This is a genomic window from Actinophytocola sp. NPDC049390, assembly GCF_044466355.1.
GTDB lineage: Bacteria > Actinomycetota > Actinomycetes > Mycobacteriales > Pseudonocardiaceae > Actinophytocola.
Map to the genome: position 1 here is coordinate 509,224 of NZ_JBITMQ010000002.1, position 25,595 is coordinate 534,818.

At 71.8% G+C, this 25,595-nt stretch carries 23 protein-coding genes; 15 read left to right on the forward strand and 8 right to left on the reverse strand.

Annotated elements, in window-relative coordinates:
* Window positions 1-64: 64 nt before the first annotated feature.
* Together ACIBVP_RS08565 and ACIBVP_RS08570 are read left to right on the forward strand one after the other, a co-directional pair.
* Complete coding sequence (locus ACIBVP_RS08565) at window positions 65-1,294, forward strand: MFS transporter (RefSeq protein WP_396105394.1); 1,230 nt, start codon at window positions 65-67, stop codon at window positions 1,292-1,294.
* 39 nt (window positions 1,295-1,333) lie between these two features.
* Window positions 1,334-3,100: a BCCT family transporter gene (locus tag ACIBVP_RS08570; protein WP_396105395.1), complete on the forward strand. Its 1,767-nt coding sequence runs from the start codon at window positions 1,334-1,336 to the stop codon at window positions 3,098-3,100.
* 60 nt (window positions 3,101-3,160) lie between these two features.
* Here ACIBVP_RS08570 and ACIBVP_RS08575 read toward each other — a convergent pair whose 3' ends face one another.
* Complete coding sequence (locus ACIBVP_RS08575; RefSeq protein ID WP_396105396.1) at window positions 3,161-4,177, reverse strand: C40 family peptidase; 1,017 nt, start codon at window positions 4,175-4,177, stop codon at window positions 3,161-3,163.
* A gap of 128 nt (window positions 4,178-4,305) precedes the next feature.
* On the opposite strand from ACIBVP_RS08575, the gene ACIBVP_RS08580 reads away from it, so the two are divergent.
* Window positions 4,306-5,142, forward strand: a complete 837-nt coding sequence (locus ACIBVP_RS08580) for a metallophosphoesterase family protein (protein WP_396105397.1) — start codon at window positions 4,306-4,308, stop codon at window positions 5,140-5,142.
* 67 nt (window positions 5,143-5,209) lie between these two features.
* Here ACIBVP_RS08580 and ACIBVP_RS08585 read toward each other — a convergent pair whose 3' ends face one another.
* A complete protein-coding gene (locus tag ACIBVP_RS08585) occupies window positions 5,210-7,681 on the reverse strand; it encodes an FtsX-like permease family protein (protein WP_396105398.1) in 2,472 nt (823 codons plus the stop codon).
* Window positions 7,681-8,457 (reverse strand): ABC transporter ATP-binding protein, encoded by a 777-nt coding sequence (locus ACIBVP_RS08590; protein WP_396105399.1) that lies wholly within the window; start codon window positions 8,455-8,457, stop codon window positions 7,681-7,683. The genes ACIBVP_RS08585 and ACIBVP_RS08590 overlap by 1 nt, the downstream gene beginning before the upstream one ends.
* Before the next feature lie 106 nt (window positions 8,458-8,563).
* Between ACIBVP_RS08590 and ACIBVP_RS08595 the strand changes: the two genes are divergently transcribed.
* Genes ACIBVP_RS08595 through ACIBVP_RS08605 form a run of 3 tightly spaced genes read left to right on the forward strand, consistent with a single transcriptional unit; the run spans window position 8,564 to window position 10,993 of the window.
* Window positions 8,564-9,706: a sensor histidine kinase gene (locus ACIBVP_RS08595; RefSeq protein WP_396105400.1), complete on the forward strand. Its 1,143-nt coding sequence runs from the start codon at window positions 8,564-8,566 to the stop codon at window positions 9,704-9,706.
* Window positions 9,703-10,359 carry a response regulator gene (locus ACIBVP_RS08600; protein WP_396105401.1) on the forward strand — a complete coding sequence of 219 codons (657 nt, stop codon included), beginning with the start codon at window positions 9,703-9,705 and terminating at the stop codon, window positions 10,357-10,359. Before ACIBVP_RS08595 ends, ACIBVP_RS08600 begins: the two co-directional genes overlap by 4 nt.
* Window positions 10,360-10,372: 13 nt before the next feature.
* Window positions 10,373-10,993 carry a hypothetical protein gene (locus tag ACIBVP_RS08605; protein WP_396105402.1) on the forward strand — a complete coding sequence of 207 codons (621 nt, stop codon included), beginning with the start codon at window positions 10,373-10,375 and terminating at the stop codon, window positions 10,991-10,993.
* A 16-nt stretch (window positions 10,994-11,009) separates the two neighbouring features.
* Here ACIBVP_RS08605 and ACIBVP_RS08610 read toward each other — a convergent pair whose 3' ends face one another.
* From ACIBVP_RS08610 to ACIBVP_RS08620, 3 genes are all read right to left on the reverse strand, one after another.
* Complete coding sequence (locus ACIBVP_RS08610; RefSeq protein WP_396105403.1) at window positions 11,010-11,882, reverse strand: ABC transporter permease; 873 nt, start codon at window positions 11,880-11,882, stop codon at window positions 11,010-11,012.
* A gap of 62 nt (window positions 11,883-11,944) precedes the next feature.
* The gene (locus tag ACIBVP_RS08615) at window positions 11,945-12,835 is read right to left on the reverse strand and encodes an ABC transporter ATP-binding protein (RefSeq protein ID WP_396105404.1); all 891 of its coding nucleotides are present in this window, start codon (window positions 12,833-12,835) and stop codon (window positions 11,945-11,947) included.
* Window positions 12,832-13,230: a GntR family transcriptional regulator gene (locus ACIBVP_RS08620; RefSeq protein WP_396105405.1), complete on the reverse strand. Its 399-nt coding sequence runs from the start codon at window positions 13,228-13,230 to the stop codon at window positions 12,832-12,834. The genes ACIBVP_RS08615 and ACIBVP_RS08620 overlap by 4 nt, the downstream gene beginning before the upstream one ends.
* A 191-nt stretch (window positions 13,231-13,421) precedes the next feature.
* On the opposite strand from ACIBVP_RS08620, the gene ACIBVP_RS08625 reads away from it, so the two are divergent.
* The 9 genes from ACIBVP_RS08625 to ACIBVP_RS08665 all read left to right on the forward strand — a co-directional run bounded on the left by ACIBVP_RS08625 (window position 13,422) and on the right by ACIBVP_RS08665 (window position 23,278).
* Window positions 13,422-14,771: a hypothetical protein gene (locus ACIBVP_RS08625; RefSeq protein WP_396105406.1), complete on the forward strand. Its 1,350-nt coding sequence runs from the start codon at window positions 13,422-13,424 to the stop codon at window positions 14,769-14,771.
* Window positions 14,768-15,757 carry a glutamate ABC transporter substrate-binding protein gene (locus tag ACIBVP_RS08630; RefSeq protein ID WP_396105407.1) on the forward strand — a complete coding sequence of 330 codons (990 nt, stop codon included), beginning with the start codon at window positions 14,768-14,770 and terminating at the stop codon, window positions 15,755-15,757. Before ACIBVP_RS08625 ends, ACIBVP_RS08630 begins: the two co-directional genes overlap by 4 nt.
* Before the next feature lie 4 nt (window positions 15,758-15,761).
* Window positions 15,762-16,979 (forward strand): hypothetical protein, encoded by a 1,218-nt coding sequence (locus ACIBVP_RS08635; protein WP_396105408.1) that lies wholly within the window; start codon window positions 15,762-15,764, stop codon window positions 16,977-16,979.
* Window positions 16,976-19,357: a tetratricopeptide repeat protein gene (locus ACIBVP_RS08640; protein ID WP_396105409.1), complete on the forward strand. Its 2,382-nt coding sequence runs from the start codon at window positions 16,976-16,978 to the stop codon at window positions 19,355-19,357. The genes ACIBVP_RS08635 and ACIBVP_RS08640 overlap by 4 nt, the downstream gene beginning before the upstream one ends.
* A 1-nt stretch (window position 19,358) precedes the next feature.
* Window positions 19,359-20,405: a protein phosphatase 2C domain-containing protein gene (locus ACIBVP_RS08645; protein ID WP_396105410.1), complete on the forward strand. Its 1,047-nt coding sequence runs from the start codon at window positions 19,359-19,361 to the stop codon at window positions 20,403-20,405.
* Window positions 20,402-21,733, forward strand: a complete 1,332-nt coding sequence (locus ACIBVP_RS08650) for a VWA domain-containing protein (RefSeq protein ID WP_396105411.1) — start codon at window positions 20,402-20,404, stop codon at window positions 21,731-21,733. The genes ACIBVP_RS08645 and ACIBVP_RS08650 overlap by 4 nt, the downstream gene beginning before the upstream one ends.
* Entirely contained in the window at window positions 21,733-22,407 is a 675-nt protein-coding gene (locus tag ACIBVP_RS08655) for an FHA domain-containing protein (RefSeq protein ID WP_396105412.1), read from the forward strand. Before ACIBVP_RS08650 ends, ACIBVP_RS08655 begins: the two co-directional genes overlap by 1 nt.
* A 72-nt stretch (window positions 22,408-22,479) precedes the next feature.
* Window positions 22,480-22,785: an antibiotic biosynthesis monooxygenase family protein gene (locus tag ACIBVP_RS08660; RefSeq protein ID WP_396105413.1), complete on the forward strand. Its 306-nt coding sequence runs from the start codon at window positions 22,480-22,482 to the stop codon at window positions 22,783-22,785.
* A 73-nt stretch (window positions 22,786-22,858) separates the two neighbouring features.
* Complete coding sequence (locus ACIBVP_RS08665; protein ID WP_396105414.1) at window positions 22,859-23,278, forward strand: DUF6010 family protein; 420 nt, start codon at window positions 22,859-22,861, stop codon at window positions 23,276-23,278.
* On the opposite strand, the gene ACIBVP_RS08670 is transcribed toward ACIBVP_RS08665, so the two are convergent.
* The gene (locus ACIBVP_RS08670) at window positions 23,251-24,084 is read right to left on the reverse strand and encodes an SGNH/GDSL hydrolase family protein (RefSeq protein ID WP_396105415.1); all 834 of its coding nucleotides are present in this window, start codon (window positions 24,082-24,084) and stop codon (window positions 23,251-23,253) included. The genes ACIBVP_RS08665 and ACIBVP_RS08670 overlap by 28 nt on opposite strands.
* Window positions 24,085-24,164: 80 nt before the next feature.
* Window positions 24,165-25,433 (reverse strand): hypothetical protein, encoded by a 1,269-nt coding sequence (locus tag ACIBVP_RS08675; RefSeq protein WP_396105416.1) that lies wholly within the window; start codon window positions 25,431-25,433, stop codon window positions 24,165-24,167.
* Between the last annotated feature and the right edge of the window lie 162 nt (window positions 25,434-25,595).

Genomic DNA, 25,595 nt, shown 5'->3' on the forward strand with positions numbered 1-25,595 from the left:
GGCCCAACAGAACTGGTCGATATTGGCTCTTCTGGATGGCCAATCGCCTTCCTACGTTGGGACCATGACACGGTTCTCCCCGGCTCGCGCGCTCGCCGTGGCGCAACTGGCCGACTCGATCGGGCTCGGCGGGTACCTCGTGTGCTCCGCCCTGTACTTCACCCGCGTCGTCGGCCTGTCGCCCACGCAGGTCGGATTCGGTCTCACGGTCGGCTGGGCGGCCGGGTTCCTCACCGGCGTGCCGCTCGGACACCTGGCGGACCGGCGCGGGCCACGCGGGATCGCGATGCTGCTGGCGCTGTGCACCGCCGTCGCGCTCCTGCTGTTCCTGTTCGTGCGCGACTTCGTGCCGTTCGTGATGGTCGCGTGCCTGTACTCGAGTGCCCTCTGTGGACTCACCGCGGCGCGGCAGGCCCTGCTCGCCGGGCTGGTACCGCCCGCCGGCCGGACGAGGGCGCGTGCCGTGCTGGCGACGGCGACCAACGGCGGCATCGCGGTGGGTGCCGGGCTGGGTGGCCTCGCACTGCAGATCGACACCGAGGTGGCCTATCTCACCGTGTTCGCGTTCGACGCCGTCAGCCTCGCGGTCTCGGCGCTCGTGCTGCGGCGGCTGCCCGCCGTCGCGCCGAGCCTGCCCGCCGACGGCGGCGAACCGGTGCTCTCGGTGCTGCGCGACCGTCCCTACGCGCTCGTCGCCGCGCTGAACATGGTCCTGCAACTGCACATTCCCATGATCACGCTCGCCATTCCACTGTGGATCGTCGAGCGGACGAACGCTCCAGGGTGGACGGTATCGCTGCTGCTGGTGCTCAACACGGTTTCCGTCGTGCTGTTCCAGGTGCGGGTGGCGGGCAAGGTCACCGACCTTGCGAGCGCCTTACGGTTCATGCGGCTCGCCGGTGTGACCCTTCTCGCGGCGTGCGTCGTGTTCGCGCTGTCCGGTCTCGGTGCGCCGGCGTGGGCCGCGGTCGCCGTGCTCGTCGTGGCCGCGGCCCTGCAGGCCGCCGCCGAGATGATGCAGGCGAGCGGCGCGTGGGAACTCGGCTTCAGCCTCGCGCCGGAGGGCAGGCACGGCCAGTGCCAGGGGTTCTTCGGGTCCGGTTTCACCGTGGCGAGGATGCTCGGTCCGCTGCTCGTGACCACGGTCGTGCTCGGGTGGGGCACCACGGGCTGGCTGCTCCTCGGTGGCGTTTTCGTCACGACGAGCGCCATGTTCGGACCCGCAGTACGCTGGGCGGAGCGCACCCGAGGCGGCCGAGTCGAGACCGAACCGTTGCTCACCAACGTCCCGTGATGCGTGTCCAAATTGACCTACCGGTTAGCATCCGCTGATATGGATACGGACGCTCGAGAATTAGCGGAGACAGGTCCGCGGCAAGATACGGAAGTCCTGACAGACAATGGAGAAAGAATCGAGGTGGCGGCCGACCGGCCACCTCGGACCGACAAGTGGGTCTTCGGTATCTCCGCGGCGTTGACGCTTGCGTTCCTCGGCTGGGGCGTGTTCGGCACCGACTCGATGATCACGGTCGCGAGCACGGTGCTGAACGACGGCGTCATTCCCTACGGCGGCTGGGCGTTCGTGCTCGTGGCGAGTGGATTCGTCCTGTTCGCCATCGGACTCGCGATCAGCCGGTTCGGACGCATCCCGCTGGGCGCGGACAAGGAGAAGCCGGAGTTCCGCACCGTGTCGTGGATCGCCATGATGTTCAGCGCGGGCATGGGCATCGGCCTGATGTTCTTCGGGGTCGTCGAACCGCTCACACACTTCATGTCACCGCCGCCGGGGACCGCCGGACCCGCGTCGGACGAGGCCGTGCACCAGGCGATGGCGACCACGTTGTTCCACTGGACCGTGCACCCGTGGGCCATCTACGCGGTGGTCGGCCTCGCGATCGCGTACAGCACGTTCCGCCGCGGCCGCACGCAGCTGTTCAGCTCGGTGTTCACGCCGCTGATCGGCAAGCGCCGCAGCGAGGGCCCGCTCGGGCGGGCGATCGACATCATGGCTATCTTCGCCACGCTGTTCGGCTCCGCTGCGTCGCTCGGGCTCGGTGCGCTGCAGGTCGGCTCCGGCATGTCCTACGTCGGGTGGGTCGGTGAGGCGGGCACGGCGCTGCTGGTCGCGGTGATCGCGGTGCTGACGATGGCGTTCGTGGCCTCGGCCGTGTCGGGGGTGGCCAAGGGCATCCAGTGGCTGTCGAACATCAACATGGTGCTCGCGTTCGTGCTCGCCGCGTTCGTGTTCATCGTCGGCCCGACCGTGCTGATCCTGAACCTCGTGCCGGGCGCGATCGGCGACTACATGCGGGAGTTCGCGCAGATGTCCGGCCGAACCGGCGCGACCGGCGGCGACGAGATGCGCGGCTGGCTCGGCAGCTGGACGATCTTCTACTGGGCGTGGTGGATCTCGTGGACGCCGTTCGTCGGCATGTTCATCGCGCGGATCAGCCGCGGGCGGTCGATCCGGCAGTTCGTGGCGGGCGTGATCCTCGTGCCGAGTGTGGTGAGCCTGTTCTGGTTCGCCATCTTCGGCGGCGCCGCGATCCAGAAGCAACGGGAAGCCCTTGCCGCGCAAGGACTTTCGTCACAGGACCTGGCTAGCGGCTCGCTCAAGGACCTCTTCGACGCGAGCACGTGGGTCTACGACCCGTCGGCGACGTCGGAGGCGATGACGTTCTCGTTCCTCACCCACCTGCCACTGTCCACACTGGCCGCGGTGCTCGTGATCGTGCTGGTGTCGATCTTCTTCGTGTCCGGTGCGGACGCGGCGTCGGTCGTGATGGGCACGCTGTCCCAGGGCGGCTCGGTGCACCCGAGGAAACCCGTGGTCATCTTCTGGGGCGTGCTGATGGGCGCGGTCGCGATCGTGATGCTGCTCGTGGGTGACGGCGCCGGGAACGCGTTGAAGGGTCTGCAGCACCTGACGATCATCGTGGCGGCACCGTTCGCGCTCGTGATGGTCGGGCTGTGCTGGGCGTTGTGGAAGGACCTGCGGACCGACCCGCTGATCGTCAAGGAGAACGAACTGTTGAAGGCCCTGCGGGCGACCGACGTCGGCGAGTTGCGCCGGCACGGGTTCCGCATCGGCCGCAAGTGACCGACCGGGGTGCGGCTCCTCAGGGGCCGCACCCCTTGTCATGCGGCTGTCATGTGGCTGTCACTCCACGACGCGGCGGATGACCGCGATGGTGCCGATGGCGTCGATGCCGCCGATCTTGACGTTCTCGCCGAAGCTCGGCGCGTGCACCGCGCGGACGCCGTCGACCGCGATGGCCACGTGGTGGACCGGGTTGCCGTAGAAGATGAGGTCGCCGGCCCGCACATTCGCCCGCGCGACCGCCTTGCCGACGAGCGCCTGCTGGCGGGACACCCTCGGCATGGCGATGCCGATGGTCCGGAACGCTGTCTGTACGAGCCCGGAGCAGTCGTAGGAGCTGGGGCCGACCGCGCCCCACAGGTACGGCTTGCCCATCTGCGAGAGCGCGAACTGCAGCATCTCGCCCGCGTTGCCGCCGGGAAGGACGACGTCGCCGCCGTAGTCCTCGATGCCCTCGAGCAGCGAGCGCTGTTCGGGGGTGAGGTTGTCGAGCGCGGCCCGGACCTCGGCGATCTGGGCGTCGAGCGCCGAGCGGCGCTGCCGGACCTTGGTGGCGGTGCCCGCGACCTTCGCCTCCAGACCGTGGGCGTGTGACTCGGCGGCGACCGCCTTGTCCTCGGCCGCCTCGGCTGCCTGGAGCGCGGTGTCGCCCTGGCGTGGGCCGCCGGTGAGGTGCGCGGCGATGGTCACCGCCTCGAGCTTGCCGACGAGGTCGTCGGGGCTGGTGCTGGTGACGAACGCGGTGAGCCCGTCGAGGTTGCGGCGTGCGGACAGCGCGTCGGCGACCCGGTCGAGGTCCTGCGCGGCGGTGGCCTTGTCGCGGAGCGCGTCGGCGGCCGCCTTGGCCTCGGCTGCGGTGTCCGCGGCGGCGGCGGACGCCTTCTTGTGCGCGGCGAGCTCCTCCTGGACGACCAGCAGCTCCTCGTTGACGAGCTCGGCCTCCGCGGAGAGGTCGTAGTAGTGCGCGAGGAGCCCGGCGACAGTCGTCGGCTGCGCGGAGGCAGGCGCCACGACGAGCGTCGTGGTCAGCAGCACCGCGGCCCCGATGCCGGCCAGCGATGCGGGCAGTGCACGCACCCGAGCTCCCCTCTCGTTCGGTCGTCGGTGCCCATTCTTCAGCAAAGATCGCCGATCGCGGCGCGAATCCCGCGAAGCGGGCACCAACGTCTGCACGCTAGGGCAGCTCGCATAACGGGACCGTTAGGGTGGATCACGTGAGCAACCTCGTGGCCGCCTCCGACCTGCACGTGTCCTACAAGGAGAACCGCGAGGTCGTCGACCTGCTGCGGCCCGAGACGCCGCGGGACTGGCTGCTCGTGGCCGGTGACGTGGGAGAACGCATCACCGATGTCGAGTGGGCGCTGTCGGTGCTCAAGGAACGCTTCGCGCAGGTCGTGTGGGTCCCGGGCAACCACGAACTGTGGACCATGCCCGACGACCCGGTCACCATCCGCGGCGTCGAGCGGTACGAGGCGCTGGTCGAGATGTGCCGCGGGCTCGGTGTGGTCACCCCCGAGGACCCGTACCCGACGTGGCACGGCCCGGACGGCCCGGTGACGGTGGCGCCGCTGTTCCTCGGCTACGACTACACGTGGCGCCCGGACGGCTGCCACACCAAGGAGGCCGGGCTCGCGTACGCCCACCAGACCGGCATCGTGTGCACCGACGAGTACATGCTGCACCCGGACCCGTACCCCACCCGCGACGACTGGTGCCGCGCCCGGGTGGCCGAGACCGAGCAGCGGCTCAAGGAGTGCGACCCGGCGGTGCCGCTGGTCATGGTCAACCACTACCCGCTGGTCCGCGAACCGACGCGGGTGCTGCGGTACCCGGAGTTCGCGCAGTGGTGCGGCACCGAGCTGACCGCCGACTGGCACACCCGGTTCAACACCGCCGCGATGGTGTACGGACACCTGCACATCCCGAGGAGCACGGTGTACGACGGGGTGCCGTTCGAGGAGGTGTCCCTGGGCTACCCGAGGGAGTGGCAGCCCAGGAAGCGCCCGCACGGCCTACCCCGCCGCATTCTTCCGGCGGCCTGACGGAACCACGGCACCCCCGCCGCCGAGCGACCAACCACGGCCTCCGACATGAGGATGCCGCCCTCGGTCATTCCGTCTTGATCGCGTCGAGCACGTCGGTTCGTGCGGCTCGGCGCGCGGGCCACAGTGCCGACAGCACTCCGACCAGCACCATCCCGGCCAGCGAGATCAGGATGACCACGTAGGGCACTCCGATGTCGAAGAGCGGGTTGCCGAGCATCACGTGCTGCATGACGGCGCCGAACAGCAGGCCCACCACGATGCCCAGCACACCTCCGTAGGCGCAGATCACGAGGCTCTCGAAGCGCACGGTTCGGCGCACCAGGCGTCGGGCCGCGCCGACCGCGCGCAGCACGCCGATCTCCCGGGTCCGTTCGATGACCGACAGCGCCAGCGTGTTGATCACCCCGAACACGGCGATCACGATCGCGGCGCCGAACATCGCGTACATCACCGACAGCAGCAGCTGGAAGTCCTCGACGTCCTCGGCCAGCACGCCCTCCCGGTCGGTCACCGTCACGTCCGGCCGGTCCGCGAACGTCGCCTCGAGCGCTGCGCGTGCCTCGCCGATCGCGTACACGGTCGTGACCCGGTCCCGTAACCAGTCGGGTGCCCGGCTGACGTCGAGGTAGAACAGCGGTTGTCCCTCGACGGTCTCGATCAGCCCGACGATCCGTTGCCGCACCGGCGGCGCGCCGGGGAACTCGAGCGCGACCTCGTCGCCGACGCCGATGCCGAGCATCGCGGCCTGGTTGGTGCCCACCACGACCCCGCGCCGCAGGTCACCGCTGCCCTCGACGATCTTCGGGGTGAGCACGGCACCGAACCCGGCCGGTTCGATCGCCGACACCGAGGTGCGGCTGGTGCCGCCCGCGTAGGTGACGCCGACCAGCGCGTACCGGTCGGCGGCCACGCGTTCGACACCCGGTGCCGCCCGGGCCCGGTCGAGCACGTCGGAGCCGAGCGGGTCGGCGCCGGAGGCCGAGCGCAGGATGGTGGCGTTGGCGGGCACGGTGGTCCGGACCGCGGCCCCGAGCATCGACACCATCGTCTCGCCGAGGGTCGCGAACGCGCACACCAGCGCGAGCCCGACCAGCAGCGCCGACGACGTCGCGGCCGTGCGCCGCGGATCGCGGACGGCGTTGCGGGTCGCCAGGCGCACGACGGGCCCACCACGTCGCCCGGCGATCCGCGCCACCGGCCGCAGCGCCGCGGTGGCGAGCACCGGCGCGAGCAGCAGCACGCCCAGCCAGGCAACCACCCCGGCGGTCAGGCACAGCACGCGTTCGGCGTTGCTCAGGCCGTCACCCGAGATGAACGCCACCGCGAGCACACCGGTGACGAGCAGCGCGGTCCCGGCCACGGTCCGGCGACGGGCCGGGTGCGGACGTGCCTGCCCGCCCGAGTCGGTGCGGAGGGCGGCGACCGGTGCGACCGCCGCCGCACGCCGGGCCGAGGCCCACGCGGCGGTCGCCGTGACTCCGATGCCGGCCAGGTAGCCGATCGCGATCGCCGGCGGGGTGACCGAGTAGGTGACGGACTCGTCCGCCGGCGTGAACGCCCACATGCCCAGCAGGCCGAGTGCCACACCCGCCGCCACCCCCACCGTGGCGCCGACGAACCCGAGCGTCGCCGCCTCCAGCAGCACCGTGCGGCGGACCTGTCGTCGGCTCGCGCCCACGGCCCGCAGCAGCGCGAACTGCCGCACCCGTTGCGTGACCAGCATCGTGAACGTGTTCGCGATGACGAACGTGCCCACCAGCAACGCCACCGCCGCGAACGCCAGCAGTGACTCGCGCGTCGACCGCGCCGCCTCGTCGGCGTCGTCGCGGTGTTCGGCCACCAGTTCCTCGCCGGTGTGCACGGTCAGGTCCGGCGCGGTCATCGCGCGGCGCACCGCCTCGACGACCGACGCGCCGGACGCCCCCGCCGTCGTCCGCAGTTCCAGTCGGTCGTAGGCGTCGCCCAGCAGCGCGGTCGCGTCGGCCGCCGCGAAGGCCACCGCCGGGACGGACTCCACCCCCAGGGTCCGGTATTCGAAGATGCCCGCGACCTCGGCGCGGGCCTCCCGGCCGTCGGCCAGGATGACCCTCGCCTCCTCCCCCGGGGCAAGACCGGACTCGGCCGCCGCCGCCACTGACAGCGCCACCTCGCCCGCGGCGGGCGCCCGGCCCTCGGTCAGGGTGAAGCGGCCGGTGTCGTCCCAGCCCGTGCCGGCGCGGGCGTGGCCACCGGGGATGATCTTGCCGTGCTCACCGACGAGCGACGCCGGGGCGGCGTGCACCGCGGTGACCTCGTCCACGCCAGGGAGCTCCGCCAGGCGGCGTGCGTCCGCGGTCGTCAGCGCCGGGTGAGCCGCCGGGCCGCGGACCGCCACGTCCACATCGGACCGCGTGGCGGTCGCGGTGGACGACGCGGCGGTCGAGTCGGCGATCACCCACGTGGCGACCACGAACGCCACCCCGAGGACGATCGCCACGAGGGTCATCGCGATCCGGCCCTTGTGTGCGCGCAGGTCGCGCAGCATCGCCCGCAGCATCAGACACCCGCCCGTTCGAGGTGCTTCATGCGGTCGAGCACACCGTCCGCGGTCGGTGCGGTGAGCTCGTCGACGAGCCTGCCGTCGGCGAGGAACAGCACCCGGTCCGCGTACGCGGCGGCGGCGGGCTCGTGCGTGACCATCACGACGGTGCGGCCGAACTCGTCGACGCTGGCGCGCAACAGCTCGAGCAGGTCGGCCGACGACTTCGAGTCCAGCGCGCCGGTCGGCTCGTCGGCGAACACCACGTCCGGATTCGTGATCAGCGCACGCGCGCACGCCACGCGCTGCTGCTGACCACCGGACAGCTGGGCGGGCCGGTGGTGCAGGCGGTCGCGCAGCCCGACGGCGGCGACGATGGCCGCCGCCAGCTCCTCGTCGGGAGCGCGGCCCGCGAGGTCCAGCGGCAGCGTGATGTTCTCCCACGCGGTCAGCGTCGGCAGCAGGTTGAACGCCTGGAACACGAACCCCACCCGGTCCCGGCGCAGCGCGGTCAGCTCGTTGTCCGCCATGCCGGACAGCGCGGCGTCGCCGAGGAACACCTCGCCGCTCGTCGGCTCGTCGAGCCCCGCGACGCAGTGCATGAGCGTGGACTTGCCGGAGCCGGACGGGCCCATGATCGCCGTGAACCGTCCACTGTGGAAGTCGACGTCGACGCCGGCGAGCGCGACGACGCGCGAATCCCCTTCGCCGTATACCTTCGTGAGTGAGCGGGCACGTGCCGCTGGTCGTTTCTGCACGGCGTCGACGATCCCCGAATCCGCGGCCGGCCACATCGGACCGTGGGCCGGAATCGCGGGTCGGACCCAGGTCCGACCCGCGATCGAAAAGTCCACCCGTGGTGGGACGCGGCCCGCGGCGTCCGCCGGATACCGTCGCGTTGTGCTCGAATTCCTCCGTTCCCGGTACCTCTTCGCCCTCGACGTGGTCGTGGGCGGAGTGCTCGGTGCCGTCGTCGGCTACGCGGCGGTCGAAGCCGACGTCGAGCACCGGATCGACGAACCGCTCTGGGTGTCGGTGCTCGCCACCGCGTTGATCGTGGGACCGGTCGTCGTGCGGCGGGCGGCACCGCTGCGTGCGTACGCGGTGAGCCTCGCGGCGGTGGTGGCCGCGATGGTGTCCGGAGTCGTCCCCGCCGTCGCCATCGGCGCACCGATCACCGCGGTCGCCGTCGTGCTGTACCTGGTCGCGGCCGAGGCGTCGTGGCGGCGGTCGGTGCCCGCGCTCGGCGCCGGACTCGCGGCGACGGTCGCGGTGATGCTGCACGACCGATTGACCGGCCGGCTCGTCGAACCGTGGACGGACAGCCTGCTCGGAGTCACGTTCGGGTGGCTCGTGCTCGTCACCGGGTGGACACTCGGGTTCGCCGCCCGCGAGCGGCGCAGGCACGCGGAGGACGAGGCGACCCGCCGCACCGAGCATGCGGTGGCGGAGGAACGGCTGCGGATCGCGCGCGAACTCCACGACATCGTGGCCCACAGCATGAGCCTCATCGCGGTGAAGGCGGGCATCGGCAACCACGTCGCCGAAGCACGGCCCGCCGAGGCGCGCGAGGCGCTGCGGGTCATCGAGGCGACGAGCCGGAGTTCGCTGACCGAGATGCGGCACCTGCTCGGGGTCTTGCGCTCCGAAGTGGACAGTCCGGGCCTGGCGCCGGCGCCGGGCCCGGGTGGCATCCCGGCGCTCGTCGACCGGGCACGCACGGCCGGGGTCAGCGTGTCGCTGGATCTGGACGGCACCGACGACCTGGCCGAGGGCATCGGCCTGTCGGCGTACCGGATCGTGCAGGAGGCGCTCACCAACGTGGTCCGCCACGCCGCGCCCACCCGGTGCGTGATCACGGTGACGGTGGCGGAGGAGACTGTGCGGGTCGAGGTGACCAACGACGGTCCCCGGGTCGTGCGGGGGCCGGGCGGGCACGGGCTGATCGGGATGCGGGAGCGGGTGGCGGTGTACGGCGGCACGTTCGAGGCGGGGCCACGGCCGGACGGCGGCTGGCGCGTCGTGGCGGTGCTGCCGCGATGACGAGTGTCCTGGTGGCCGACGACCAGGCGCTGGTGCGCGGCAGTTTCCGTGTGCTGGTGGAGACCGCTCCCGGGTTCAGCGCCGTCGGCGAGGCCGAGGACGGCGTGGCCGCGGTCGAGCTGGCGGGCAGGCTCCGGCCGGACGTGGTGCTCATGGACGTGCGGATGCCGAGGATGGACGGCATCGAGGCCACGAGGCGGATCTGCGCCGATCCGGCCACCTCGGGTGTGCGGGTCCTGATCCTGACCACGTTCGACCTGGACGACTACGTGTACGCGGCGTTGCGTGCCGGTGCGAGCGGCTTCCTGTTGAAGGACACCCCGCCCGCCGACCTGCTGAACGCGATCAGCGTGGTGGCCGCCGGTGAGGCACTGCTCGCGCCCACGGTGACCCGCAGGCTGATCGCCGAGTTCGCCCGGCGCCCGGAACCGGCGGCCAAAGCGGCCGACCTCGACGGGATCACCGAGCGGGAACGGGAGGTGCTGCTGCTGATCGCCCGCGGCATGTCCAACACGGAGATCGCCGCGCAGCTGTACGTGGGTTTGGCCACGGTGAAGACGCACATCGGCCGGTTGCTGAGCAAGCTCAACGCGCGGGACCGGGCGCAGCTGGTGATCAAGGCGTACGAGTCCGGCCTGGTCACGCCCGCTTGATACGGTCGCGATCATGCCAGTCTCCGCTGATGACGTCGCCCAGTCCGTCCGCCTCGCCACGGACACGCTCGCCACGGCGACGACCGGGTGGGACAAGCCGGCGGGCGACCTCACGTGGACCTGCTGGGAGACCACCGAGCACATCGCCGACGACCTTCTCTTCTACGCGACCCAGCTGACCAGGAGCGCGACCGACGGGTGGACGCCGTTCCGGATGGCCGCACGCCGCGAGGGCGGGCCCGAGGTGGCGATGTTCGCTGACGACGAGGCCGGGCCCGCCGGGTTGCTGGACATGGTCGACGCGTGCGGCGGGCTGCTCACCGCCGCCGTGCGGACGGCGGCACCGGAGGCACGCGGCCACCACGTGTTCGGCACCGCCGACGCGGAAGGCTTCGCCGCCATGGGCGTGGTGGAAGTTCTCGTCCACACCGCCGACGTGGCGGATGGTCTCGGGCTGCCGTGGCACCCGCCCGCCCACCTGTGCGCACGGGTGCTGACCCGCTTGTTCCCCGAGGTCGGGCCGGCAGGCGACCCCTGGCAGTCCCTGCTGTGGGCCACCGGCCGCGCCACGCTCCCCGATCGTCCACAACGGACCGAATGGACGTGGCACAGCGCGCCGCTCGAACGCGGCTGACCGGCTCACGGGAGCATCAGACCGGCCGCCGCGCCACCCGGTACACCACCGGACCGGCCAGCAGCAACGACGCGACCACGAGGATCCCGGTCTCCGTCCACTGGAACTGCCAGTACCGGTCGGTGGGGTGGTAGAACAGGACGGTCCGGTAGTCCGAGTCGCGGATGCACGACAGGTACGCCTCGCCGTCCACGGCGGCGCATTCCGGCACCACCTCCGACTCGACCCCGGCCGGTGACAGATATGCCGAGCCGGTGATGAACGAGGTGGGCAGAGTGTCGGCGCCCTCGACGACGATCCGCGCGGGCTCGGCGTAGTCCTGACGGACGGCGAACAGCCCCATCATCGCGAGGACGAACACCGCGATCGTCACCGCGAACGCGGGTAGCGTCCTGCGCAGCACACCGCCTGCCGCGGTGCCGAGCGCGAACGCGAACAGCCACCACACGCCGCCGAGCACCCCGGTGGCGCCGAAGAACTCGGTGTCGCCGAAGCGGTCGGCGAGGCCGGTGCTCTCGAAGACGGACAGCCACGCGCTGACCATCCCGCCGAGCGCGAGCCCCGCCCCGGTCACCGCGAGCCCGAGGACACCGAGCTTCACGGCGAGCCACCGCGGCCTGCTCACCGACTGCGTCCACGCGAGCCGGTGCGTGCCGCGTTCCAGCTCGCGCGCCAGCAGTGGCGCACCCCAGAACATGCCCACCCCGAGCGGCACCACCGGCAGCCAGCTCACATAGAGGGACAGTTCGTCGTAACGCGCGCCGCGCGCGTCGTCCGGCAACCCGGAGGCCGCCAGCCCGTGCACGAGCAGCACGGCCCCGACCACCACCAGAAAACCGGCGGTCACCAGGATCTGCGCGCGGTGCTGACGCCACGTCAACCACACCATCGTCGTTCTCCCCTCAGTCATGGGTCAGCGGGCCCGACCCCCAGCCGGGCCGCTGAAGAAGATCAGGCCCGCGCGAGCGCGGGTTTCGGCAGGGCCGCGTTCTCCGGGCGGCGCAGGTAGGCGAGGACCAGTTCCTCGAGGCTGACGCCCCGGTCGTGCCACCGCGGGTCGAGCACCGGACGCTGCGGCCCGGTCCGGACGAGCAACGTGGCCTGCCGGTCGGTCCGGTCGTCGTCGACGACGGTCGTGCGCGCGGCCACCCCGTCGGCCAGCTCGACGGGCCCGGTCAGCAGGCGGTGACCCGCGAGCAGTTCCTCGATGTCCCCCGAGACCTGCACACGCCCGCCGTTGAGCACGACCAGCCAGTCGCACGTGTCGACCAGGTCCGACACCACGTGCGAGGACAGCACGACGGTCATCGCACCCTCGGCCACCGCGGCCATCAGCCCGCGCATCACCTCGTGGCGGGCCAGCGGGTCGAGGTTCGCGAGCGGTTCGTCCAGCACGAGCAGGTCGGGCCGCTTCGCGAGCGCGACCGTCAGCGCGACCTGCGCCTGCTGACCGCCGGAGAGCCTGCCGACCCTGCGGTCGAGCGGGATGTCCAGCGACGCGAGCCTGTGGACGGCCAGGTCCTGGTCCCACCTCGGGTTCATCCGGGCGCCGAAACGCAGCATCTCCGCGACGGAGAAGCCGTCGTAGAGCGGTTTGTCCTGCGGCAGGAACGCGACGCGGGGCAGGGTTTGCGCGGTGCCCGCGGGCGCGTCGAGCACGGTCACGCTGCCCTGGTCCGGTGCGAGCAGGCCGACGAGCAGGTGCAGCAGCGTGGTCTTGCCTGCCCCGTTCGGGCCGACGAGCGCGACGACCCGTCCTTCGGGAACCGCCACGGAACAGTCCTTCAACGCCCACTTGCGCCGGTACTTCTTGCCCAGACCGGTGGTCGTGAGCGCGTTCATGCCGTGTCCTCCCCTACGCGAAACGAATCCAGTACCACGGACGCGAACAGCGCCTCGATGTCCTCCGGGTCGAGGCCTGCCGCACGGGCCTCGGCGACCCAGCCCGACAGCGAGTCCCGCAGCCGGGCGTGGTCGGTCACCGACGCGCCACCCAGCGAGCGCTGCACGAACGTGCCGAGCCCCGGCTTGCCCGCCACGAGCCCCTCCCGCTCCAGCTCGCGGTACGCCTTGAGCACGGTGTTCGGGTTGATGGCCAACCTGTCGACGACCTCCTTCGCGGTCGGCAGCCGGTCGCCCGGCCGCAGGACCCCCAGCCGCAGCGCGTGTTTGACCTGGTGCACGAGCTGCAGGTACGTGGCGACGCCGGAACCTCGGTCCAGGCGAAAGTCGATCACGAGAAACACCCTTTCACTAATGAAGTAGGGAAATAGTGGAGGTACATGAAACCGTTGTCAAGACCGACGGCCGATTGCGGCGAAACGGCCACGCCACCAGGGGATCCGCGGCTACCCTGACGATCACCGTCGGGGGCTGGCGCGAAGGGGTAGTAGTTGGTGTCGATCACTGTCTGTCGGGGGTCTGTGCCGTGAGTGCGCCCACCGCTCCCCCGCCCGCCACGAGCGCGCCCGCCCCCGCACCAGCACGCACCGGCAGGGCCGGTGAGCTGCGCGAACTGGCGAAGACCACACCGGGCGCGCTGATCGTCTTCACGGTCGCGCTCGTGCTGGTGAGCGTCCTCGTCGGCCTGTTCACCGCGGTGCGCGTCCAGAGCCGTGCGCAGGCGCTCGACGACCTCGCGGCCAGGAGCGGCCCGCTGTCGATCGCCGCGCAGGACCTCTACCGCTCCCTCTCCGACGCCGACGCGACCGCGAACAGTGCCTTCCTGTCCGGCGGGCTGGAGCGCGCCGACGTGCGCGCCAGGTACGAGGCCGACATCGCGCAGGCCGAGACCGCGCTCGCCACCGCGGTCGCCGCGCGTGAACCCGCCGACCTCGCCGACCCGGACAGCCCGCTCGCCGTGCTGTCCCGCGAGCTGTCGGTCTACACCGGCCTCGTCGAGACCGCACGTGCCAACAACCGCCAGGGGCTCCCGGTCGGCGCCGCCTACCAGCGCGAGGCGTCGACGCTGATGCGCGACGAGCTGCTGCCCGCGGCACAGCGGCTCTACACCGACGAGACGGCCACGCTGCGCGACGACCAGGACCGCGCGGCGGGGATCCCGTACGTGGAGGTCCTCCTCGGCGCGGCCCTGCTGGTCCTGCTCTTCGTCGCGCAGCGCTACGTGCGGCGCCGCACCCGCAGGCGGCTCAACGTGGGTCTCCTCGTGGCCACCGGTGCCGCGGTCGTGTCGCTGGCGTGGGTGCTGATCGCGACGATCGGCGTGCTGGGGAACGTGAACGCGAGCCAGGAGAACGGTTCCGAGCAGACCGACGTGCTCGCGCGCGCCAGGATCGCGGCACTCGCCGCGCGTGGCGACGAGACACTCACGCTCGTCGCCCGCGGCAGCGGCCAGGAGTTCGAGGAGCACTACGGGACGGTGCTCGGCGACCTGACCGGCGAACGCGGTCTGCTCGGCACCGCGCAGGCACTCGCGACCGACGACGGGGTGCGCGACCGGGTCGGCGCCGCCATCGGCGCGCAGGAGGCGTGGCACGCCGTGCACACCAAGATCCGGACGGCGGACGACAACGGCGACTACCTGACCGCGGTCCGGCTCGCCATCGCGCCGGACGACGACGGCGCCGCGAAGCAGTTCGACGCGGTCGACAACTCGCTGCGCGAGGCCATCGCCAGCACCCAGGCCACCTTCGACGACGAGGTGTCGCAGGCGAGCAACGCACTGACGGGCACGGTGATCGGCGTGATCGTGCTGGCGCTGATCGCGGCCGCGGGTGCGGCGACCGGGATCTGGCAGCGGCTCAAGGAGTACCGATGAAGAGGGCCAGGGTGGCCGCCCTGCTCGCGGCGGTCGCGGTGGCGGTCGTCGGCTGCACGTCCAGCGAAGGGGTCGGCGAACCGCGGCGGCCCGCGGGCGGGGCGCCGATGCCCAAGGGAGCCGGTGAGGTGTCCGACCTGCCGTCCGCGTCGACGGACCGGAGTTGCGGCGACCCCACCGCGAGCCTGCGGCCGGCAGGTCCGCCGCCCGCACCGGGCGCTTTCCCGGCGGGTTCGGCCATGGCGGAGATCCGGGCACGCGGCAAGCTGATCGTCGGCGTGGACCAGAACACCTACCAGTTCGGCTACCGCAACCCGTTCACCGGCGCGGTCGAGGGCTTCGACATCGACATGGCGAAGGAGATCGCCAAGGCCATCTTCGGCACCGCGGAAGGCAAGCTGCAGCTGAAGGTGCTGACGTCGGCGCAGCGGGTCCCCGCGGTGAAGAACGGCGACGTCGACCTGGTCGTGGAAACCATGACGATCAACTGTGAACGGCGCAGGGACGTCGAGTTCTCGTCCGTCTACTACATGGCGCGGCAGCGGGTGCTCGTCAAGAACGGCGCCGACATCGAGGGTGTGGAGTCGCTCGGCGGGAAGAGGGTGTGCGCGGCCCACGGTTCGACGTCGATCGCCAGGATCGTCAACCTAGAGGTCGACCCCAAGCCGGTCGGCGTCGGGGTGGACTCGTGGACCGACTGTCTCGTGATGTTGCAGCAGAACCAGGTCGACGCGGTGTCCACGGACGACACGATCCTCGCCGGGCTCCGGGCGCAGGACCCGTTCACGACCCTGCTCGACGACTCGCTGTCCCAGGAGCCGTACGGCATGGCGATGGCCAAGGACGCCCCCGAGTTCACCCGGTTCGTGAACGCCGTCATCGAGGACCTGCGGACCAGCGGCCGGTGGGAACAGATCTACGACCGTTGGCTGCTGGCCCTGCTCGAGACGCCGGGTTCGCCGCCACGCGCCACCTACCGGGACTGAGGCGATGGACGTCGTGCTCAGCCGGGACGAGGTCGACCGCGCGCTCGCGGCCGTGCGGGGCGACAGCGACCGCATCGCCGAGTCGCTCGTCGAGATGGACGCGCACCCGGGTCACAAGCTGCTCAAGGACGCCGCGCTCACCGGGCTGACGGCGCGGCGGTGGGCGCAGGCCCGCACCGCGATGGCGACGCTGTGGGAGCAGTTCGCGACCTACCGGGACATGGTGGCGCGGGCGCAGGAGGTCCGGGCCCGCCGGTCGCGGCCGGGTGACGAGGAACTGGCCGAGCTGACCGACCTCCTCCACGGGCGGGTCGTCGAGCTGGACTCCGAGGCGGTCCCGATCGAACGGCGCGGGCTGACCGGGCCGGCGCAGGTGACCGAACGGATCACCCTCGCCGAGCTGCTCACGCGGATGCGGCAGGCCTTCGACACGGTCACGGCGGTGCTCGCGGCCGCGGAGTCGGCGTGGTCGGCCGCGATCGGCCGGTTCGACCCGCTCGACCGGCGGTTGCACGCCGTCTCGGTGCAGGCCGAGTCGGTCGGCGCGGCGGTGGGCGAGGTGGCCGCGATCCGCCGCGACCTCGACCGGGCGCGCGAGCTGGTGCTCACCGACGTGCTCACGGTGCACGCCACCGACGCGCTGCCCGACGTCGAACGGCGGATCGCCGACCTGGAGACGCGGCTGCCGCGGCTCGCGCGGGTGCGGGACGAGTTCACCGCCCGGCTCGTCGCGTTCGAGGCCGTGCTGTCCGACATCGAGGCCGTCGAGGCGACGGCCCGCCAGACCCATGCCGCGATGGTCGAGAAGATCGCGTCGCCCGGTCTGCCGGTGCCGGGTGAGCACGCGTCGTCGGCCGTGCGTGCCCGGCTCCGGCGGCTCCGTGCCCGCCAGGGCAGCGAGGGCTGGGACGTGCTGGCCCGCGAGGCCGACGACCTGGAGCGGTTCGCCACGACCGCGCTCGACGGCGCGCGCACCGCGTTGCGTGCCATCACCGGCCTGCTCGACCGGCGCGCCGAGCTGCGTGGCCGGCTGGAGGCCTACCAGGTGAAGGCCGCCCGGCTCGGGCACGCCGAGGACGGCGAGCTGTCCCGGCTGCACGACGAAGCCCACCGGATCCTGTTCACCGCACCGTGCGACCTGGCCGCGGCGACGCGCGCGCTCAACCGCTACCGCCAGGCGATCCAGGACCGGACGCAGCCCCGCGAGGAGAGAGCCGAATGACCCAGTGCCCCCGTCCCGGTTGCGGCGGCACCCTCGACGAGGACCGTTTCTGCGACACCTGCGGCCTGGAAGCCCCGGCCGCGACGACTCCCCCGAGCGCACCGGCTCCGGCCGCGCCGGTGACGGCCGCGGACAACGGGTGCCCGCGGCCCGGCTGCGACGGCACGCTCGACGAGGACCGGTTCTGTGACACGTGCGGTCTGGAGGCGCCGGAGGGCGTCGCTGCCGCCGTCGACCCCGACCCCGGCAGCGAGCGCACGGTCAGCACCCGCACCGGCTCGGTGTCCACCGGGTGGACCGCGTCGACCGGGGCCGTCACGAGCGGCTCGCGCCGCGGGTCGTCCCGCTCGTCGAGCCGCGGCCTGCTCGGCGCCGGTCTGGTCGAGGTGCCGCGCGTCCCCTACCGCGACCCGAAGTCGGCCGTCCTCGCCGACCCGATGGTGCCGGAGAACAAGCGGTTCTGCAGCAACTGCGGCGCCAAGGTGGGCCGTGGCCGCGACGGGAAGCCCGGCCGCACGGAGGGTTTCTGCACCTCCTGCCGCAACCGCTTCTCCTTCTCCCCCAAGCTGTCCCCCGGCGACGTGCTGCACGACCAGTACGAGGTGCTGGGCTGCCTCGCCCACGGCGGTCTTGGCTGGATCTACCTCGCGCTCGACCATGCGGTCGCCGGCCGCTGGGTCGTGTTGAAGGGCCTCCTCGACAGCGGGGACGCCGACGCGATGGCCGCCGCGGTGGCCGAGCGGCGGTTCCTCGCCGAGGTCGAGCACCCCAACATCGTCAAGATCCACAACTTCGTGCAGCACCCCGACGCCGAAACCGGCGCGCACGTCGGCTACATCGTGATGGAGTACGTCGGCGGTCAGTCCATCAAGGAGATGCTCAAGGACGTCCGCGCCGTCCAGGGCGCCGAGGCGTGCCTGCCGCTGTCCCGGGCGATCGCGTACACGCTGGAGATGCTGCCGCCCATCGGCTACCTGCACTCGCTGAACCTGCTGTTCTGCGACTTCAAGCCGGACAACGTGATCCAGACCGAGGAGCAGCTGAAGCTGATCGACCTCGGCGCGGTCCGGCACATGGACGACGAGGACAGCGCCGTCTACGGCACGATCGGCTACCAGGCGCCGGAGATCGCGGCCACGGGTCCGTCGATCGCGTCGGACCTCTACACCCTCGGCCGCACGCTCGCGGTGATGACGTTCCCGTTCGACTTCCAGCGCGGCCACGTCGACCGGCTGCCGAACCCGGCGGAGGAGCCGCTCCTCGCGGCACACGACTCCTACCACCGGTTCCTGCTGCGGGCGACCGCGAGCAGCCCGGCCGCGCGGTTCACCTCCGCCGAGGAGATGAAGGACCAGCTCACCGGGGTGCTGCGGGAGGTGCTCGCCACCGAGGACGGCATGCCGAGGCCCGGTGTGTCGGCCGAGTTCACCCCGGAGCGCCGGTCGTTCGGCATCGACACCGGCTTCGCGGCCGAACCGGCGCTGCCGTCGCTGGTGCGGGCGCTGCCGATGCCGAAGGTCGACGGCACCGACGCGGCGGCGGCGTTCCTCGCGACCGTCACCGCGACCGAGCCCGGCGCGCTGATCGACGAACTGCGCCACGCTCCGACGGCTAGCGTCGAGGTCCGGTTGCGGATCGCCCGCGCGCACCTGGAGGCGGGTGACGTAACGACCGCGACCGAGCGGCTCGACGACCTGGCCCGCGACGCGCTCGACCTCGAGCGGCAGTGGCTCATCGACTGGTACCGCGGCATGGCCGCGCTCGCCGCGGCCAACGCGCGGGGCGCGAGCCAGTTCCTCGACCGGGTCTACTCGGCGGTGCCCGGCGAGGCCGCGCCGAAGCTCGCGCTCGCGGTCTGTGCGGAGGCGCTGGGCGACCACGCGACCGCCGACCGGTTCTACCGCCTGGTGTGGCGCACCGACCGCGCGTACGTGAGCGCCGCGTTCGGCCTGGCCAGGGCGTTGCTGGCACGCGGGGAGCGGCTGGAGGCCTACGACGTGCTGTGCTCGGTGCCGGAGACGTCGAACCACCACACCGCGGCCCGGCTCGCCGCCGCGGACATCCTGGTGCGGAACGTTCCTCCCGCACAGCTGACCGAGGAACACCTAACCTCCGCGAGTGCGCTGCTGTCCGCGTTGGAGCTGCCCGCCGAGCCCAGGGCCAGGGCGAGCGAGCGCCTGTTGACCGCCGCGTTCGAGTGGGTCACCCAGGGCGGGCGCTCCGGTGGCACTGTGCTTGGCTGCCCCATGAGGGAGAACGACCTGCGGGTCGCGCTGGAGGGCTGCTACCGGACGCTCGCGCGGCACGCCGACAACACGAGGGAGCGCATCGCATTGGTGGACAGCGCAAACCAGATCCGGCCCCGGACGTGGATCTGACGTGGGTGCGACCGTGACGAGCTGCCCGGGGTGCGGCGAGGCCGTCGGCGAGAAGGACCGGTTCTGCGAGAGCTGCGGGCAGAGCCTGCTCGTGCGCAGGACCCCGGTCGGTGGGCCGATGAGCGCACGCGACGGTGCCGCGTGCGTGGCGTGCGGCGGGGAGAACCTCGACGCCGACGGGTTCTGCGCCGACTGCGGGCGTGCGCAGCCGTCCGGCCGGGACCGGATGGAGAGCGACCTCGGCATGGTCGCCGGCGTCAGTGACAAGGGACGCAGGCGGGCGCGCAACGAGGACTCGATGGCGTACGGCGCCGTGGTCGGCGCGGACGGCCCGCCGACCGTCGTCGCCGTGGTGTGCGACGGCGTCGCCACGTCCGACCGCGCGGACAGCGCGTCGCAGCGCGCCGTGGACGAGGCCGTCGGCGTGCTGCTGGACGCCGTGCTGGAGAACGCCGACCCGGAGGTGGCGACGAGGACGGCGGTGGCGCGGGCGATCGAGGTGGTCTCGGAGCTGGCCGACCCGTCGGTGCCGGGCACGGCACCGTCCTGCACGTTCGTGTCGGCCGTCGTCACACCGGAGAAGGTCACGGTCGGGTCCGTCGGCGACAGCCGCGTCTACTGGCTCGCCGCGCGGGACGCAGCGCCTGACGATTCGCTCCGCGAGCCCCGCTCAGAAGCGATGCCCTCGGCCCTGCTGACCGCGGACGACACGGTCGCCGCCGAGCTGATCGCCGAGGGCATGAGCGAGGAGGAGGCCAACTCGGTGCACCAGGCGCACGCGCTGTCCAAGTGGATCGGCGCGGACGCGGGCGAGATCGAGCCGAGGGTGGTCACCGTCGAGCCGGGCGGGCCGGGGCATGTGCTGCTGTGCAGCGACGGGCTGTGGAACTACGTGCCGGACGCGGGTGCGCTGGCCGAGGCGATGCCGCCGGAGGGCGGCATGACCGCGGCCGCCGGGCTGACCAGGCTCGCGCTGGACCTCGGCGGCCACGACAACATCACGACGGTCCTCGTGCCGTTCCCCCCGACGGAAGGGAATGAAGCGTGACACAACCGGACTTCGCGGTCGAGGTCTACCAGAACGAGTACCTGGCGTCGGGCACGACCGAGGTCAACGCGATCGTCACCGTGACGGCGAGCGGCGCGCCCACCGGGCCCGCCACCTCCGGCGGCGCCGCCGAGGTGGTCATCGTCGACTGCTCCGGGTCGATGCACGTGCCGCGCACGAAGCTGTCGTCGGCGAAGCAGGCCACCGCCGCCGCCATCGACACGCTCCGCGACGGTGTCGAGTTCGCGGTCGTGGCGGGCACCGACGAGGCGCGGCTGGTGTACCCGTACCAGCACGGCATGGTCGTGGCGTCGCCGCAGACCCGTGCCGAGGCCAAGCAGGCGGTCACGCAGCTCGCCGCGAACGGCGGCACCGCGATCGGCAAGTGGCTCGCGCTCGCCGACTCGCTGTTCGCCACGTCGCGGGCGCCGATGCGGCACGCGATCCTGCTGACCGACGGCCAGAACATGCACGAGACGCCGCGCCAGCTCGCGTCGGTGCTGCAGCAGGTGACCGGCCACTTCGTGTGCGACTGCCGAGGTGTCGGCACCGACTGGGAGGTCAAGGAGCTGCGGACGATCGCCGACACGCTGCTCGGCACCGTCGACATCGTGGCGCAGCCGGAGGACCTGGAGGCCGACTTCCGCGCGATGGCAGCCGGGGCCATGGACAAGGCGGTCGCGGACGTGTCGTTGCGGCTGTGGACCCCGCAGGGCGCGACCGTGAAGTTCGTCAAGCAGGTGGAGCCCACGCTCACCGACCTCACCGGCCGCCGCACCGACACCTCACCGCGCGAGGGCGACTACCCGACCGGTTCGTGGGGGTCGGAGACCCGCGACTACCACGTCTGCGTGCAGGTCCCCGTCGCGGCGACCGGCGAGAAGATGATGGCGGGCCGGGTGAGCCTGGTCGTCCCCGGCACCGGCGGCAACCCGGACCAGGTGCTCGGCAAGGGCCGCATCCTCGCGGTGTGGACCGACGACACAGCGCTGTCGACCCGCATCAACCGCGAGGTCGCGCACTACACCGGGCAGGCGGAGCTGGCGGAGGCGATCCAGGAGGGGCTGGAGGCGCGCAAGGCCGGTGACGTGGAGACGGCGACCGCGAAGCTGGGCCGGGCCGTGCAGCTCGCGACGGAGACCGGCCACTCGGACACCGCGAAGCTGCTCGCGAAGGTCGTGGACGTGGAGGACGCGCGGACCGGCACCGTGCGGCTCAAGCGCAAGGTCGAGGCGGTCGACGAGATGACGCTGGACACCCGGTCGTCGAAGACGATGCGGGTGCGCAAGAAGCAGCCGGACGCTCTGCCGGAGTCAGAGGGGGCCTGATGGCGACCTGCCCGCAGGGCCACGCGTCGGCCGACGAGGAGTTCTGCGACGTCTGCGGCCGCGAGATCGGCGGCACGCAGGCGGCCGCGGTCCCGGACGCGCCCGCGGTGGCCGAGCCGGACCTGCCCGCCGCGGGTGCGGTGTGCAAGGTGTGCGGCGCGGAGCTGGCGGGCAGGTTCTGCGAGGCGTGCGGGCACGACTCGATGGCCCCGGCCCCTGCCCCGGCGGCGCCGGTGCCGCCCGTCCCGGCCGACCGTCTCCCCGAGGCGACGACGTGGACGGCGACGGTCACCGCGGACCGCGCGTACTACGACTCGGTGATGGCGGTGGACGGCCCGGACGCGGCGGGGATCGCGTTCCCGCCGTACTGCCCGGACCGGCACTTCCCGCTGGCGGGCGAGCAGGTCAGCATCGGCAGGCAGAGCCGAAGCCGCGGTATCCAGCCCGACATCGATCTCATCGGGCCGCCGGAGGACCCTGGCGTGTCCCACCTGCACGCCGTGCTGCTGGCGGGCGAGGACGGCGCGTGGTCCATTGTGGACCTGGACTCGGCGAACGGCACCGTCGTCAACGACGAGCCGAACCCGTTGCGCCCCAACACACCGAGGCCGCTCGCGGAGGGCGACCGCGTGTACCTCGGCGCGTGGACGCTGATCACGCTGCGCCGGGCGTGACCACGCGCCGAAGGGGTCCTTCAGCACACCGGAAGCCGCGCTCGAAGCCCACCGATGCGCCAGGATGGGCACATGAGCATCGTGAAGATCAACGCGCTGACGGTTCCCGAGGACATGCGCGAGACCCTCGAACAGCGGTTCTCGTCGCGTGCGGGCATGGTGGAAAGCTCCGACGGCTTCGAGTGGTTCGAACTGCTGCGGCCGATCGACGGCACCGACAAGTACCTGGTCTACACGCGCTGGCGCAGCGAGGAGGACTTCCGCGCGTGGATGGAAGGCTCGATGCGGCAGGGCCACGGCGGCGGCAACCCGGCCGCGACGGGCTCTGAGGCGTGGTCGTTCGAGGTCGTCCAGCAGGCGGCGCCGAAGCAGGCGTAGCTGGCGAGAATCCGTCGGTACCCGGCACTGTCGCCGGTGTTCGGAGCACGGACGACGGCCTACGTTCGGCGGCATGATGATCGTTGCCGCCGTGCTCGTCGGCGTCGTGTACGTGTGCCTCAACTCGCTGATCCGGTCCGACGAGACGCGCCGCCGGTTCAACGCCCTCATGGTCGGCGGCGCGGGCGCCGCCTACCTGTCGGGTGGCGGGCTGGGCATCTGGGAGTTCGTGTTCACCGCCGTCGTCACGTACGTCGCGTACCGCGGCCTCGAGTCGTGGACCTTCATCGGGATCGGCTGGCTGCTGCACACCGCGTGGGACGTCGTCCACCACGTGCGCGGCGAGCCGATCGTCCCGTTCGCCGACCACAGCTCGCTGGGCTGCGCGATCTGCGACCCCGTGATCGCGGTGTGGTGCCTGGCTGGCGGCCCGGCCGTCCTGGGGTGGCCGGGCCGCCGACGGGGTCAGGCCACCGCCTCCAGCGGGTTGTAGTAACCGCCCCGCTGGCCGGACGCGTTCGGGTGGTACGACTCGTCCATCGGCCAGGTGACGCTGTTGATCCAGCGCGTGCCGGCCGCGCAGATCTCGTGTCCGTCGAACGTCCTGCGCGCGTCGATGTAGGTGAACCCGTACGCGCCGGCGCGGCCGGAGATCACCGACGCGAGCACGTCGGACGACTGGTTGATCGCGGCCCGCTTGGTCTCGCTCAGGCCGCCCCAGCAGTAACCGTTGAGGTGGTAGATGTGCGGGTAGCCGAGCACGACCACCCGTGCGTACGGCGCGCGGCTGCGGATCTGGGTGTAGACGTTGTTCAGCCGGCCCGGCAGGGTGGTGCGCGCGAAGTCCTGCGCTTCCTGGTTGCGCCGGACGCATTCGGCGTCCGAGCTGGTGTTGCAGGTGATCATGACGTCGGCGAAGCCGGCGTCGTTGCCGCCGATCGAGATGGTCACCAGCGCGGTGCTCGACGTGACCGCCGAGATCTGGCTGTTGAGCACGTTGCTGGTCTGCGCGCCGGAGCAGGCGACGAACGCGAACGACGACGGCGCGTTCGCGTTCGCCCACAGCTGCGGGTAGGAGTTCGCACTGCGCTTGCAGCTACCGCTGCTGCCGTAGCTGCCGGCGCCCGTGCCGGACGAGTAGGAGTCACCGAGCGCGACGTACCGGCCGGTCGCGGCCGACGCGGGCGCCGCCAGCCCGATCGCTGTCGCCGCGGCGACGGCGGTGACCAGAGCGGAGCGGAGAACGGATCGTGGGAACCGCACTGTTACCTCCACAGGGATGCAGGGTTTCGCGCCCATGATCCGATGTGGACGGCCCGTCGGGAATCCACCCGACGGGCCTTAACGTTGCCAGTTTCCCACGTGAACGGAGCAGTGGGTTACCCGACGGACACGCTCCCGTCACCCTGACGGACGCATGACACCTGCCTGCTACCCGTCGTTGCCGCGCCGGACAGGCACTGGCCGAGCACGCCGTACCCGCCCGCGTTCGGGTGCCACGACTCCTGGCACGTCTGGAAGTAGTCCACGCAGGTGCCCGCGATCCGCTGGATGGCGATCTTGTCCTTGCCCGCGAGGTCCGTCACGAACGTCCCGCTCGGGCCGTCCATCAACCGGATCGGGGTGGCGAGCGCGTTGCCCGGGCTCCCGTCCCGTTCGCACAGGCGCGCCCCGTTGAACGCGCCCTGCACGTTCAGGTACACGAGGTCGGCGGCGGGGAACTCGGCCGACAGCGTGCTGTGCGCGGACTGCACGATCCGGCCCAGTGCCTGGGAGAACAGGTGTCCCGCCGCGAGGCTCGCCCGGTGGGCCGGGCAGCCCGCCGCGTACCGTTCGGCACCCAGCGCGCGGAACTTGTCGCGGTCGTCCGCGCGGCCGTCCTCCTCGTGGTAGCGCTGCGCGTAGTCCTGCGGCAGCGGGTTCGTGTAGTCCTGGAACACCACGCGGTGCTGCCCGTCGGCGTCCACCTGGTCCACAGTGGTCAGCAGGGCGCGCAGGGCGTTCGTGGTCTCCGTGGTCGCCGCGGCCACCTCGGCGTCGGTCGCGAGGTCGCCGATCGTGCAGGGTTCCTGGGGCGGGTCGCCGGCCCAGAACTCCCACCAGCCGGTCCAGGCGTCGGCGATGAACCGGTTGGCGCACACCGAGGCGGCGTCGCCGAAGGTGAACGAGCTGTTGTTCGAGCCGAGCCCGACCAGGACGAGGTCGATGTCGTGGGTCCGCGCCACGCCGCGGAGTTGGTCGAGCTGCGCGGCGACCATGCGGCCCTTGTCCCGGTTCGCCGACGGGCTGGTGATGTCGTGCGGCTGACCGCCGGAGCAGGCGAGGTTGAACCGGTCCTGGATGCCCGGCAGGGTCGCGCGGAACAGCGACGCGTTCGGCGACCGGTGGCAGAAGTAGGCGTTGTCGTTGGCCGCCGACCAGCCGGGGAACCCTTGCGAGACCCCGTTGACGTCGGTGACGGCGGAGTAGTCACCGCCACCCTCGCCGGAGATGAAGCTGTCGCCGAGTGCGACGGCGGCCGTCGGCAGGGCGGTGGGCAGGGCGGCTGGTTCCGCCGCCGACGCGGGCAGCACCACCGCGCCGGCGGCCGTGACGGCCACCGTGACAACCGCGGTGACCGCCACGAGGTAACGCTTGAGCAGGGACATCACGGGCCTCCCGACCGGCCACAAACGTGAATAAGTTTCACGCCGATGACACCAGTCCGCGACCCACTCGTCAAGATCCTCGTTGCTTTAGCGCATCCGTTCGAGCACGTCGGGTAATGCGGGGCGGCCATCCGGCGGGTTTTTGTCACGCAGTGGCATGAC